Source organism: Rathayibacter sp. PhB186 (assembly GCF_003751825.1).
In the GTDB taxonomy this organism is placed as follows: Bacteria; Actinomycetota; Actinomycetes; order Actinomycetales; family Microbacteriaceae; genus Rathayibacter; species Rathayibacter festucae.
The window spans coordinates 68197-81171 of sequence record NZ_RJKO01000009.1 but is presented as its reverse complement, the minus strand read 5'-3'; the positions used below and the strand labels follow the sequence as shown (position 1 = coordinate 81171).

Genomic DNA, 12975 nt, shown 5'->3' with positions numbered 1-12975 from the left:
TTGTTTCTTGTCTACGAACCGCGTGCGCACTGCCTCCCGGAGGGAAGCGTCAGCTCGCGGACTCCTGCTTCTCGCGCAGTGCCTCGACCGTGCGAACGGCCTTGGACAGCGGCGCCTGGAACAGGTAAGCGGCACCGAAGAGCGAGGCCTTGAAGGCGCCGGCGAGCTTGCCGAGCAGCACTTCACGGGACTCGAGGTCGGCGAGCTTTCCCACCTCTTCCGCGGTCAGCGGGTTACCGTCGAAGTAACCGCCCTTGACCACGAGGAGAGGGTTTGCCTTGGCGAAGGCACGCAGCGACTTCGCGACGGCGACGGGGTCGCCGTGCACGAACGCGATGGCCGAAGGGCCAGCGAGCTCGGCGTCGAAGGACGAGATCCCGGCGTTGTTCGCCGCGATCTTGGTCAGCGTGTTCTTCACCACGGCGTAGGTCGCGTGCTCACTGATGTCCTTGCGCAGCGTCTTGAGCTGAGCAACAGTGAGACCGCGGTACTCGGTCAGCAGAACGGCGGTCGAACTCTGGAACTTCTCCGTGAGTTCGGCGACCGAGGCTTCCTTGTTCGCCATGGCTACTCCTGTGAATTCTCGTGCCGGTAGCCCGAAGGCACGCAAAGAAAAAGGCTCCGGCGCAGGAGCGCGGGAGCCTGGGGAACGCGATGAACGCGGAACACATCTCTTGCACACCTGCGCGGGCCATTCGCTTCGCGAATCCTTCGTCCGGTGGCGATCCGCGGGGCCTGGGCCCTGCTCGTGCGCACACCGGAAACCGGCGGTCTTTGGCTTCGGGAAGCGTACGACGTGGACGGGGTCGTGCGCAAGTCGGATCGACGCGGGATGCTGGAGGGATGACCGGCCCGTCCTCCCCTCCCGACCCCGAGACCGGCGGGCACGCCGAAGGCGACCGCGCGACCGAGGGCGCGACCGACGCCGCGATCGCCGCCGTCGAGGGCGAGCTGAGCACCCTCTTCAACCGGGTGCGCGACGCGATGCGCTCCGCCGCCGAGCGCCTGCACCCCGACCTCAGCACCGCCGGGTACCGGACGCTCGCCACCCTGGAGCGGCGCGGCCCGATGCACTCGGGCGCCCTGGCCGAGCTGCTCGAGACGGACAAGTCCTCGATCAGCCGGCAGATCTCGGCGCTGGACCGCCTCGGTCTGCTGCAGCGCTCCCCCGACCCCGACGACGGACGCGCGACGATCCTCTCGGTGCCGCCGGAGACCGCCGAGCGGATGCGGGCGATCCGCAGCTCCCGCCAGGCGCTGATGCACGAGGAGCTGCGCCGCTGGGAGGCGGGCGACGTCGAGCTCTTCGCCGTGCTCCTGCGCCGCATCACCGCCCTGGACATGCGCGGCGCTACCACCGAGCCCTCCCCCGGACAATCCGGGGCGGGGGCGGCGCCGACCGCGTAGCGTCCACGGGGATGGAACCGCTCGCTCCTCCCTCCCTTCCCGGCGACGTCGACGGCGCTCTGGCCCTCGCCCGCACCCTCTCCGCCGACCCGCCGCGGCCCGGCACCGGCCGCACCGCCGAGCTGCACGGCCTGCTCGAGCGCCTGGCCCGGCACGATCTCGGCGTCGCCCGCGCGATCGAGCCGCACCTCGACGCGCTCGCGATCCTCGGCGAGGCGGGCCTGTCCGCCGCGGACGTCGGTGTCCAGGACGACGCGGTCTGGGGCGTCTTCGCGGCGGAGGGCGGCGACGAGCCGCTCGTCGCGACTCCCGAGGGCGACGCTTGGCGACTGGACGGCGTGAAGCCCTGGTGCTCGCTGGCGGGCCGCCTGGACGCGGCGCTGATCACGGCGCACGTCGGCGACGGCTCGGGCGAGCGCCGGCTCTTCGCGGTGCGCCTCGGCGACGGCACCGCGACCCCGGAGGAGAACGCCTGGCACCCCCGCGGGCTGACCGAGATCCCGAGCGGGCCGGTGCGCTTCGCCGGTGCGCGCGCCCAGGAGGTCGGCGCTCCCGGCTGGTACCTCTCGCGACCGGGCTTCGGCTGGGGCGGGATCGGCGTGGCCGCCTGCTGGCTCGGCGGGGCCCGGGGCGTCGCCGCGACGCTGGCCCGGGCGGCCGCCCGCCGCGAGGACCCGCACCTGCTCGCGCACCTCGGCGCGGTGGACACCGCCCTGTCCGCCGGGCGCCGCGCGCTCGACGAGGCCTCGGCGCTGATCGACGCGGGCGAGGCCGAGGGCGCCCGCGGTGCACTGCTGGCCAAGCGGGTCCGCGGCACGGTCGCGAGCGCCGTGGAGGAGATCCTGCTGCGCGCCGGCCGCGCACTCGGACCGGCTCCGCTGGCCCTCGACGCGGAGCACGCGAAGCGGGTCGCCGACCTCGCCCTCTACGTCCGCCAGCACCACGCCGAGCGCGACGACGCGGCCCTCGGCCGAGCGGTCCTGGCCAGCGGCGAGACGGAGGAGTGGTGAGCCGCGTCATCGAGTTCGACGGTCACCTCGAGGGCACCCCGGTCGAGCGCTGGCGCGAGGACGGGCGGCTCGACCGGCTGCCGGTCCTGCCGGAGGACGCACTCGTCTCCGTCGACCGCGTGCTCGCCGTCGTCGCGCACGCCGACGACGAGACGCTCGGCTGCGGCGGCACGATCGCCCTGGCCCGCCGCCTCGGCGTCCCCGTGGACGTCGTGATCGTGACGGACGGCGGCGCGGCGCACGGCGCCTCCTCCCCCGGGGCCGCAGCCGCCCTCGTCGCCGAGCGCCGCGCCGAGGCCCGGGCCGCGCTCGACGAGCTCGGCGCCGGGATCGGCCTCGCCTTCCTCGACGTCCCCGACTCCGGCACCCCCGAGCACCGCGACCGGATCCTCGCCGAGGTGCTCGCCCGCGCCGCCGCCGAGCCCGGCCGGGTCCTCCTGCTCTCCACCTGGACCGGCGACGGCCACCGCGACCACCGCGTCGTCGGCGAGGTCTGCGCCGAGGCGGCCGACACCCTCGGTCACCCGCTGCTCGCGGCGCCGATCTGGCTCTGGCACTGGGCCGCGCCCGACGACGCCGAGGTGCCGTGGCCGGCGCTCGTCCGGGTCGAGGCGGACGAGGACCTGCGGGAGAGGAAGGCCCGCGCCCGCGAGCGCTATCCGAGCCAGACCGCGCCGGGACCCGGCGGGATCGCCCCGGTCCTCCACCCGCTCTTCGTCCGGGCCTTCGCCGGCGACGACCGCCTGATCCGGGTCCGCTGATGGCCCGGCCGGAGCTAGCGCACGGCGATCCGACCGACAAGTGGCGGAGAGAAGCCCCGATCCTGCCTAGGCTCGGGGGGACGGACGGGCGCGGCCCCGGCGACGAGGACACGGGGATGAGCTACTTCGACGAGCTGTACGAGCGGCACGAGGACCCCTGGGGGTACACGAGCCGCTGGTACGAGGAGCGCAAGCGCGCCCTCACCCTCGCGAGCCTGCCCGAGCGGCGCTACGACTCCGTCCTCGAGATCGGCTCCTCGATCGGCGTGCTGGCCGAGGCCCTCGCCGCGCGGGCCGAGCGCCTGCTGGCGATCGACGTCTCCGTGGCCGCCGTGGAGCGGGCCGCCCGCCGGCTCGCGCCGCTCGCGCACGTGCGGGTCGAGCACCACGACATCACTCGCGGGGTGCCGGAGGGTCCGTTCGACCTGATCGTGCTCTCCGAGGTCGGCTACTACCTGGGGCGCGAGACGCTCGAGCGCACGCTGCGCGGGGTGCGCGACCGGCTCTCCGCGTCCGGCGAGCTCGTCACCGTGCACTGGCGGCACCCGATCGACGGCCTCGAGCTCGACGGCGACGCCGTCCAGAGCGCCGTCGCCGGTCTCGGCCTGCACCGGATCGCCCGGCACGAGGAGGAGGACCTGCTGCTCGAGGTCCACTCGCGCGACGGCCGCTCGGTCGCCCGGCGGACGGGGCTGCTGTGACCCGGATCGAGGAGCTGCTGGTGGTCGTGCCGGCCCACGACGAGGAGGAGCGGATCGGCGCCACCGTCGCGTCGGTCCTCCGGAGCGCCGCGCACCTCGCCACGACCGCCCCTGACGTCGCGGTCCGGCTGATCGTCGTGGCGGACGGCTGCACGGACGCGACGGTGGAGCGTGCGCGGGCCGCGGGCGCCGAGGTCCTCGAGCTCGAGCGCTGCGGAGTCGGCGCGGCGCGGGCGGCCGGCATCGCGCACGCCCTCGGCTCCGTCTCCGGCTCCGTCCCGGACGACCGGGTCTGGCTCGCGAACACCGACGCCGACACGGTCGTGCCGGAGGAGTGGCTGCTCGAGCACGTCGAGCACGCCCGCCACCACGACGCGCTGGTCGGCACGGTCCGGCCCGACCCGTCCGACCTCTCGCCGGAGATGTACGGCCGCTGGCAGCGCACCCGCGAGCGGGAGGAGTCGATCGGCAGCATCCACGGCGCGAACCTCGGCGTGCGCGCGAGCGCGTACCTGGCGGCGGGCGGGTTCGGCGGCGAGCCGCTGCACGAGGACGTCCTGCTGGTCGAGCGCCTCCACGCCGCCGGCGCCCGCGTGGGAGCGACCGACCGCGGCGAGGTGACCACCTCCGGACGCCGTCGCAACCGCGTGGACGGCGGCTACGGCCCCTACCTGCACGACCGGTTCGCGGACGCTCCGGTCTGCTGACCGCTTCGGTCGGGGACGACCTCTGCTACTACGCGCGGGCGCAAGCAGATCCGCGAGGCCGTTGTCAACGGTCCGGGCCTGAATTGTCACGGCATCCGCAGGAGAGTGGAATGGGGGCCGAGCACGACCCTGTGCTCTCTCCGATGGAAGGGTCACCGCATGAATCCCCGCCTCGTCCTGCTGGCGCTCGTCGCCCTCGCCGCGTACGTCTTCGGCGCCCGCGCCGGCCGCGGACGCTACGAAGAGCTCCGCCATCTCGCACTCGGTGTGTGGAACGACCCGGCCACGAAGAAGACGCGCAAGAAGCTCAAGAAGACCTCGAAGCGCGAGGCGAAGCACTTCACCGCGGTCGCCGACAAGGCACGCGCGAAGGTGCAGCGCTCACTCCGCTGATCGACATCATCTGCAAGGACGCCTTCACGACAGGCGTTGACGCTCGCACCGGAACGGCCGGTCGAGCACACTACGAAGGAGACACATCATGGGCATCATCGGTTGGATCGTTCTCGGCCTCATCGCCGGCGCACTCGCAAAGCTCATCCTGCCCGGCAAGCAGGGCGGCGGATGGATCATCACCATCATCCTCGGCATCGTCGGCGCCCTCCTCGGAGGATTCATCGGCGGCGCGCTCTTCGGGCGCGACGACCCGATGGGCTTCAACCTCGTCAGCATCATCCTCGCTGTCGTCGGCGCCATCATCGTGCTGCTGATCTACGGCGCGATCACCGGCCGCAAGTCCCGCGCGTAATCACGCGCCTCCCGAAGGCCCCCGGCATCCGTGCCGGGGGCCTTCGTCGTTCCCCGGGCGTCCGACGGCGCCGGACGACCGCCGATGTTCGCGGGACGCGCAAGGCCTTGCACCTGGGAGGCCCCGGGGCGTGGACTGTACTCCGGCCGCAAGCTCTCCGATGCGGCCGATCCCCGGACGAAAGGACGCTCGAGTATGAGCACGGACGCGAACACTGTCCCCACGATCACCCTCAACAACGGAGTCGAGATCCCGCAGCTGGGCTTCGGTGTCTTCCAGATCGACCCCGCCGAGACCAAGGACGCGACGCTCGCCGCCCTCGAGGTCGGCTACCGCCACATCGACACCGCCGAGATGTACGGCAACGAGGCCGGCGTCGGCGAGGCCGTGCGCGCCTCCGGCCTCGACCGCTCCGAGGTCTTCGTCACCTCGAAGCTCAACAACGGCTTCCACGCCCGTGAGGACGCCCTGCAGGCGATCGACGACACCCTCGCCGAGCTGAAGTTCGACTACGTCGACCTCTTCCTCATCCACTGGCCGCTGCCGAAGGTCGGCGACTACCTGGAGACCTGGAAGGCGATGGAGGAGATCTATCGCAGCGGCAAGGCGAAGGCGATCGGCGTCTCCAACTTCCAGACCAACCACCTCAACCGGCTCCGCGCCGAGGCGACGATCGTCCCGGCCGTGAACCAGATCGAGGTGCACCCCTTCCTCACGCAGGAGGAGCTCCGCGCCTACGGCGTCGAGCACGGCATCGCGACCGAGGCCTGGTCGCCGATCGCGCAGGGCAAGGTGCTGGACGACGAGGCGATCGTCCGCATCGCGCACAGCGTCGACCGCTCCCCCGCGCAGGTCGTCCTGCGCTGGCACATCCAGCGCGGCGACATCGTCTTCCCGAAGTCGGTCACCCGCAAGCGCGTGGAGGAGAACTTCGCGCTCTTCGACTTCGAGCTGGACGACGAGTCGATGACGGCGATCTCCGCGCTCAACCGCGACGAGCGCACCGGCCCGAACCCGGACGAGTTCAACTACATCCCCAGCTGACCCTCGGCTGCTGAGCCGGCACCTCCGGCTCGCCCTCACGCCTCCGGCTCGCGGGATCCTCGGATCCCCGCGAGCCGGAGGCGTCTCCACGTGCCGAACCTCCCGTGGGAGACCTCCGGCACGCGGGATCACCCTCGGCACGCGGAAACCGCGAATTCCAGCGAGCCGGACACCGATCCACGAGCCGAAGCTCCCCGCACCACACCTCCGGCACGCGGAAGCACCCCCGGCACGCAGAAACCGCGGACACCAGCGAGCCGGACACCGTTCCACGAGCCGAAGCTCCGCAGACTGTACCTCCGGCACGCGGAATCACCCCCGGCACGCGGGAACCGCGGACACCAGCGAGCCGGACACCGATCCACGAGCCGAAGCTCCCCGCACCCCACCTCCGGCACGCGGAAGCACCCACGGCACGCAGAAACCGCGGACTCCAGCGAGCCGGACACCGTTCCACGAGCCGAAGCTCCCCGCACCGCACCTCCGGCACGCGGAAGCACCCCCGGCACGTAGAAACCGCGGACTCCAGCGAGCCGGACACCGATCCACGAGCCGAAGCTCCCCGCACCCCACCTCCGGCACGCGGAAGCACCCCCGGCACGCAGAAACCGCGGACTCCAGCGAGCCGGACACCGTTCCACGAGCCGAAGCTCCCCGCACCGCACCTCCGGCACGCGGAATCACCGTCGGCACGCGGAAACCGCGGACTCCAGCGAGCCGGACGTCGTTCCACGAGCCCGAGGTCGGCCGGGCACAGCTCCGGCTCGCGGAAACGGCTCCGGCTCGCGGGATCCGTGGATTCCTGCGAGCCGGAGGGCGTGTCGCGAGCCGGAGCAGCGCGGAGGCGGTGGTGGCTACTGCGAGTCGCGCCAGGAGTGCTCGGGGGCGTAGCCGAGGACCTCGCGGGCGTGGTCGATCGCGAGCAGCGTGTCGTTGACGCCGAGATCGCCGCGCAGCTCGACGCCGGGGAAGACCTCGGCGACCAGCTCGTCGTTCGGGCGGGTCATCACGGTGTCGGCCGCCGCGATGATGAAGCGGTCGAAGCCGGGCTCGCGGTGCGCGAGGGCCTTCTCGACCGCCTGGGCGCCGTCGCGGCCGTCGATGTAGCCCCAGAGGTTCCACTTGCGCAGCGTCGCGTCGGCGTCGAAGGACGGGAACTCGGCGTAGTCCTCCTCGTTCATCACGTTGGAGAAGCGCAGGCCGATGATCGTCAGGTCCTCGTGCCAGCGGCAGAGCTCGATCGCCAGCTGCTCCTCGAGGTGCTTGGTGAGCGAGTAGACCGACTCCGGGCGGGCCGGGTACTTCTCGTCGACGGGGATGTACGGCGGCGGCACGTCGAACGGCAGGCCGAGCACGGTCTCGCTGGACGCGTAGACGATGCTGCGGATGCCCGCGCGGATCGCCGCGTGGAAGACGTTGAAGGTCGACGACATGTTGTTCTGGAAGGTCGCGATGTCCGGGACGATGCCCGGCGCCGGGACGGCCGCGAGGTGCACGACCGCGTCGATCCCCTCGTAGCGGTCGCCCACGGCCTGCAGGGCGTCGACGACCTGCCCGTAGTCGGTGATGTCGATGCTGATGACGCCCTCGCCGCGGGTTCCCGCGCGGTCGAGGACGAAGACGTCGTGGCCGGACTCGCGGAGACGGGTGACGACGCTGCGGCCGAGTTTCCCGGATCCACCGGTGACTGCGATTCTCATGCCTCGAACGCTAACGGGCCGCGGGCCTGCGGACGAGGGGCTGGCGGATCAGCCCGCGACGTGGAGGGAGATGCCGCCGCCGACCTCGGGCGTCGTCTCGTCGGCGACGAGCTCGGTCCAGCGGCGCAGCACGGCGGCGCCGGCCTCGTCGTTGATCGCGCCGTCGACCACGAGGATCGGGTACGGCTTGTCCGGGACGCCCTCCGCGGGGCGGACGTCCACGTGGGCGACGTCGTAGGCGTGCTCGGAGAGCCAGTCGGCCATGGCGTAGTCGCTGCGGGAATCGCCGACCGTGCGCCAGCGCTGCGGGATCGGGCCGGTGGCGCCGAGCAGCTCGACGGCGCGCTGGGCGCCGAGGTCCTTGCCGAGGCGGTTGGACTCGATGTCGGTGGAGATCACGGTCGGGTCGATGCGGTACTCGACGGCGCCGGTGTCGTTCGGGTAGCGGATGCCGCGGCGCTCGACGCCGAGGCCGGCCGCGGTCATGATCTGCAGGGCGTCGGCGTCGAAGACGAGCTGGCGCTCGAGGTAGTCCTCGCTGGAGAGGTCGACGAGCTGCTCGGCCGAGACCATCGCGCGCTTGGTCTCGTCGAAGAAGACCAGGTCGTCGTAGTCCTCGCGGATCATCCGCTCGAGGTCGCGGGCGACCGCCTCCGGGATCGCGAGCGACTCGTCGACGATCGGCTCGGAGGTGCCACGGTAGTCGACGGTGAACCAGACGGCGCCCTTCTCGCAGACGCAGACGATCCGCGCGTCGGCCGAGACGCCGCGCTCGAGGAGCGGCGGCAGCACGCGCTCGCGCAGGAACGCGTCGGAGCGGCCGGTGTTGAAGACGAGCGGGATGCCGGCGTTCGCGAGCGCGACGAGGTCGTCGGCGATCGAGTCGATGGCGATCGTGCGGCTGATCGGGCTGGCGATCGGGCCGTCGACGTCGAGGAGCAGGCCGAGCGGAGGCGGGGTGGAGGTCATCGTCTCCATTCTGCCGTGCGGGCGCGTCCGGCCGTCCCCGCGAGATGCCACTTGTGCACGCTTTCCTCGGCGTGTCGCGTGCACAAGTGGCATCTCGCGGCGGGGAGGAGATCAGTCCGTGGGGAGGACGAGGGTGCGCTGCGTGAGGGTTCCGTCGGGGGACTCGACGGCGAGGGTGATCAGGGTCTCGGCGTCGCGGCAGGGGACGGAGAGGGCGGAGTAGCCGGTCGCGCTGAGGTCGACGGGGGTGCCGGACTGCGCGTCGGTGGTACCGACGGCGAGGCGGGCCGAGACGCCGCCCTCGGTCTGCCAGGAGAGCGCGACGGGGACGGAGGCGGTGCGGTCGCCGGCGCAGTCGATCGTCGCGGGCGAGGCGGTGAAGGAGAGGACGGCGGCCGCAGTGGCGGCGGAGCCGGGGGCGGCCGAGGCGACGACGCCCTCGGTCGGGGAGGTCTCCGCGGGGGCATCGGTGGCCGTCGGTCCCGTCGCGGTCTCCGTGGACTCGGCCTCGGTGGGCGCGGTCGACGGGGCGGCGGCGGCCGAGGCGGAGGGGGCGACCGGGGTGGAGGTCGGGGCTCCGGCGCCGTCGGCGGGGCGGACGAGGAGGACGATCGCGACGATCACGGCGACGAGACCGAGGACGGCCAGGACGATCCCGAGGGTGCGGGCGGTACGGGGCGGCATCGGGACTCCTCGGTGGTGCGGGTGCGGTGGCGCGGGTGTGCAGTGGTGGGGTTGTGCGGAGAGAGCAGTGCGGGAGGGCCGGCGGATCGTGCTCGCCGGCCCTCCCGCGGCGCAGGCTACGCCTCCTCGACCTCGCGGCGGCTGCGGGCGATCAGCAGGGCGCCGAGACCGAGCACGAGCGCACCTCCCGAGAGCAGCAGCCAGGGGCCGGTCTCGACTCCGGTCGAGGCGAGACCGCCGGTACCCGGCTTCGCGACGGGAGCCGCGGTCGCCGTGGCGGTCGGCTCCGGAGCCGCGGTGGGCGCGGCCGTCGGCGTGGCGGTCGCGGTCGGTTCCGGAGTCGCGGAGGGCTCCGGGGTCACCGTCGGCTCAGGAGTCGCGGTCGGCTCCGGGGTCGCGGTGGGCTCCGGGGTCACCGTCGGCTCCGGAGTCGCGGTCGGCTCGGGAGTCGCCGTCGGCTCAGGCGTGGCCGTGGGCTCCGGCGTCGCGGTCGGCGTCGCCGTCGGCTCCGGGGTCCCCGGCAGCTCGACGGCCGCGCCCTCGGGCGCCACGGCGAACAGCGCCCGGGCGACGTCGCTGAACGCGCCGACCGGGTGGTTGCGGAAGACCGGCGAGGTGCCGAAGAGGAAGCCCTCGGTGCCCGACTCCGTCGCGAACGAGACGGCCGAGGCCTGCCCGGCCGCGTCGCTCCGGGACTGCCGCTCGGACGCGACCCAGTGCCCGGCGACGAAGGTGTCCTCGGCGGCGTAGCTCTGCTCCACCGTCACGGACGCGTCGAAGCCCTCGAACCAGAGCGCCGGCGAGACGAAGGCGGTGTCCTGCGGGTAGTCGCCGAGGATCCCGTCGGCCGGCGTCTCGACCGAGACGATGCCGTTCGAGCCGCTCGTACCGGTCTGCGCGGTCAGCGTCGCGAGGCCGAAGTCGGTCGCGAAGGCCGCTCCCGCTCCGCCGCGGCCGACCACGTCGCCGCCCGCCGCGAGGAACTCCTCGACGGCGGTGCGGCCCGCGGCCTGCTCCGGGGTGAAGGACAGCGCGCGGCCCAGCAGCAGCACGTCCGCGTCAGTGAGGACGGTCTCGCCCGAGGCGAGCGTGTCCGCCGTGACGGCGACCGCGTCGGCGAAGCCGAGCTTGGCCAGCGCGTCGCGGTCCTCGTGCGAGCCGGAGTAGGCGACGCGGACGGCGGACAGCGCGGTGCCGTCCTCGTCCTCGATACGCTCCGCCGTGGTCGCCGTGAAGTCGACGCCGAACTCGGCGGCGGCGGCCTTCGCGGCGGCGAGACCGTCGGCGTCGGCGCGGAGGGCGATCGTGCCGTCGGCGAACTGCTCGAGCGCGACTCCGGCGCCCAGGAGCGCGTTCACCGCCTGGTACTCGAGCACGCCGCGCGGCTCGAAGGCGAGGTAGCCGGCGTCGGCGGGGACGCTGCCGCTCGGGGCGACGGCGGTGACCGGCTCGAGCTCGACGGCGGGCATCGGGTCGAGCGTGGAGCCGACCGGGATCACGTCGGCGCCCCAGAGCAGCGAGAGGCTCCAGGCCGAGACGTCGTACATCTCGGGCACACGGTCGGAGATGTCGGTGCCGTCGGCGAGCAGCACGTTCGCGAGGCCGCGGACGGGCTGGTGCATGTCGACGACGTAGGAGCCGGCGGCGTAGGTCGTGCCGCCCGCGGTCATCGCCGCGGTCGTGCGATCGACCTCGACGCCGTGCGCGAGCAGCTGCGCGACGAGGGTCTCGGCGTCGGACGAGGAGCGCTGCGCGTCACCGGCGGGGATGACGTAGGCGCGGGGGTACTCGGTCGTGTAGACGTCGGTCTCGTCCCAGATCTCGGTCCACTCGGTCGGCGTGCCGGCCGGCAGGTCGGACGCGGCGACGTCGGCGGGGATCTCGACGGCGGGGGCGCCGGTGACGCCGCGCTCGAAGATCTGCACCTGGTTGCTCAGCAGGGCGTCGCGGTTGGCCTCGATGTAGTCGACCGAGGCGTCCATCACGATCCCGGCGACCTCGATGTCGATGTCCGCGTTGGCCTGGCCCTCGGCGATCTCCTCGGGCGTCTCGTTCGCCGTGCGGCCCAGCGGCAGCTCCACCGTGTTGGTGATCGCGCCCTGGAAGGCGACGTACTGCGGCGCGAAGATCGGAGGCCAGTCGTCCCAGCCCGCGCGGATGTCGCGGTAGGGGATCAGGATCTGGCCGGTGTTCTCGGTCGTGACGCTGCCGTCGGCGGCCTTGTAGGTGTTGCCGGGCACGTCCGCCTCGACGACGCGGCGCTCGATCTCGAGCGCGGTCGCGTAGGCGTGCGGCAGGAACAGGTCGTACTCGTAGTTCTCGCCGTGCGGCGGGCCGCAGGGCTCGACCTGGAGGATGCCGGTGTAGCCGTGGATGTCGATGAAGTAGGTCGGCTGCAGGACGCTGGAGAGGTCGCGGATGACGGCCGCCTCGTTGGTCGCGCCGGTGATCATGTCGCGATTGGGGTCGTAGCCGGCCGCGACGGCGCGCTGGCCGAGGGCCCGGCCGTCGGGGTTGTTGGTGACGGTGAAGTAGAGGCGGTTGCCCTCGAGGAGCGCCTCGGTCTCGGCGTCCTCGGCGGTGGCCACCTTCTCGATGTAGTTCAGGATCGCGTCGGATCCCTCCCACTCGTTGCCGTGGATGTTGCCGTTGAACCAGGTCGGCACCTTGTACTCGGCCATCAGCTCGGCGTCGGCGGCGGCCGCCTCCGGCTCGTTCTTCAGGCGGTCGCGCCACTCGGCCTGCTGCGCCGTCTCGGCGGCGGTCTCGGGAGCGGTGACGGTGACCAGGTAGATGTCGCGGCCGAGGCCCGACTTCCCGACCACCTGGGTCGAGACGCGGTCGGAGCGCGCAGCGAGGTCGTTCAGGGCTGGGGCGATCCGGTCGTACGGCGTGACGCCGCGGGTCAGCGAGGCGTCGGTCGGGTCGACCGCGACCTCGGTGAGGGCTTCCCGGTAGGGGTAGCTCGCGGGCTCGGTGATCGGCGCGGAGGCGGGGCGGACGAGGTCCACCCGCTCGAAGGCGGAGGCGGTGGTCGGTGTCGCGGTGGTGGTCGCTGTCGCGGCGGGCGCGATCAGCAGACCGCCGGCGGCGAGCGCGAGGGCCGCGCAGCCGGAGGTCAGGGCGGTGCGTGTTCTCAAGCGGAGATCTTTCGTGTCGGAGGTCGGCGCGGACGAGGCTCCGCGCTCGCTCCTGCGTCATCGACCTCGGAGCAACGTGTGAACCCTCTCAGGAACCTAGGCCA

The 12975-nt window shown here is 72.8% G+C and carries 13 protein-coding genes; 8 read left to right on the top strand and 5 right to left on the bottom strand.

Features of this window, described 5'->3' with window-relative positions:
- Positions 1-49: 49 nt before the first annotated feature.
- Positions 50-565 (bottom strand): 50S ribosomal protein L10, encoded by a 516-nt coding sequence (rplJ, locus tag EDF45_RS18250; RefSeq protein WP_123447792.1) that lies wholly within the window; start codon positions 563-565, stop codon positions 50-52.
- A gap of 278 nt (positions 566-843) precedes the next feature.
- Here rplJ and EDF45_RS18245 point away from each other — a divergent pair, with 278 nt between their 5' ends.
- From EDF45_RS18245 to EDF45_RS18210, 8 genes are all read left to right on the top strand, one after another.
- Positions 844-1407 carry a MarR family winged helix-turn-helix transcriptional regulator gene (locus tag EDF45_RS18245; RefSeq protein ID WP_185020267.1) on the top strand — a complete coding sequence of 188 codons (564 nt, stop codon included), beginning with the start codon at positions 844-846 and terminating at the stop codon, positions 1405-1407.
- A gap of 11 nt (positions 1408-1418) precedes the next feature.
- Positions 1419-2417, top strand: coding sequence for an acyl-CoA/acyl-ACP dehydrogenase (locus EDF45_RS18240; RefSeq protein WP_123737359.1), 999 nt, complete (start codon positions 1419-1421; stop codon positions 2415-2417).
- Positions 2414-3178, top strand: coding sequence for a PIG-L deacetylase family protein (locus tag EDF45_RS18235; RefSeq protein ID WP_185020266.1), 765 nt, complete (start codon positions 2414-2416; stop codon positions 3176-3178). Before EDF45_RS18240 ends, EDF45_RS18235 begins: the two co-directional genes overlap by 4 nt.
- 116 nt (positions 3179-3294) lie before the next feature.
- Positions 3295-3879, top strand: coding sequence for an SAM-dependent methyltransferase (locus tag EDF45_RS18230; protein WP_123737361.1), 585 nt, complete (start codon positions 3295-3297; stop codon positions 3877-3879).
- Positions 3876-4586 carry a glycosyltransferase family 2 protein gene (locus EDF45_RS18225; RefSeq protein WP_123737362.1) on the top strand — a complete coding sequence of 237 codons (711 nt, stop codon included), beginning with the start codon at positions 3876-3878 and terminating at the stop codon, positions 4584-4586. Before EDF45_RS18230 ends, EDF45_RS18225 begins: the two co-directional genes overlap by 4 nt.
- A 159-nt stretch (positions 4587-4745) precedes the next feature.
- The gene (locus tag EDF45_RS18220) at positions 4746-4979 is read left to right on the top strand and encodes a YtxH domain-containing protein (protein ID WP_123447798.1); all 234 of its coding nucleotides are present in this window, start codon (positions 4746-4748) and stop codon (positions 4977-4979) included.
- An 88-nt stretch (positions 4980-5067) separates the two neighbouring features.
- Complete coding sequence (locus tag EDF45_RS18215; protein ID WP_056041656.1) at positions 5068-5334, top strand: GlsB/YeaQ/YmgE family stress response membrane protein; 267 nt, start codon at positions 5068-5070, stop codon at positions 5332-5334.
- A 195-nt stretch (positions 5335-5529) separates the two neighbouring features.
- On the top strand, positions 5530-6378 hold the full coding sequence (locus tag EDF45_RS18210) for an aldo/keto reductase (RefSeq protein ID WP_123447799.1): 849 nt from the start codon (positions 5530-5532) through the stop codon (positions 6376-6378).
- Between the two features lie 854 nt (positions 6379-7232).
- Here EDF45_RS18210 and EDF45_RS18205 read toward each other — a convergent pair.
- The 4 genes from EDF45_RS18205 to EDF45_RS18190 form a co-directional block, all read right to left on the bottom strand.
- Entirely contained in the window at positions 7233-8078 is an 846-nt protein-coding gene (locus EDF45_RS18205; protein ID WP_123737363.1) for an NAD(P)-dependent oxidoreductase, read from the bottom strand.
- 48 nt (positions 8079-8126) lie between these two features.
- Entirely contained in the window at positions 8127-9047 is a 921-nt protein-coding gene (locus EDF45_RS18200; RefSeq protein WP_185020265.1) for a hypothetical protein, read from the bottom strand.
- Between the two features lie 111 nt (positions 9048-9158).
- Positions 9159-9731 (bottom strand): hypothetical protein, encoded by a 573-nt coding sequence (locus tag EDF45_RS18195; protein WP_123737365.1) that lies wholly within the window; start codon positions 9729-9731, stop codon positions 9159-9161.
- 116 nt (positions 9732-9847) lie between these two features.
- Positions 9848-12871: a M14 family zinc carboxypeptidase gene (locus EDF45_RS18190; RefSeq protein ID WP_123737366.1), complete on the bottom strand. Its 3024-nt coding sequence runs from the start codon at positions 12869-12871 to the stop codon at positions 9848-9850.
- Positions 12872-12975 lie beyond the last annotated feature (104 nt).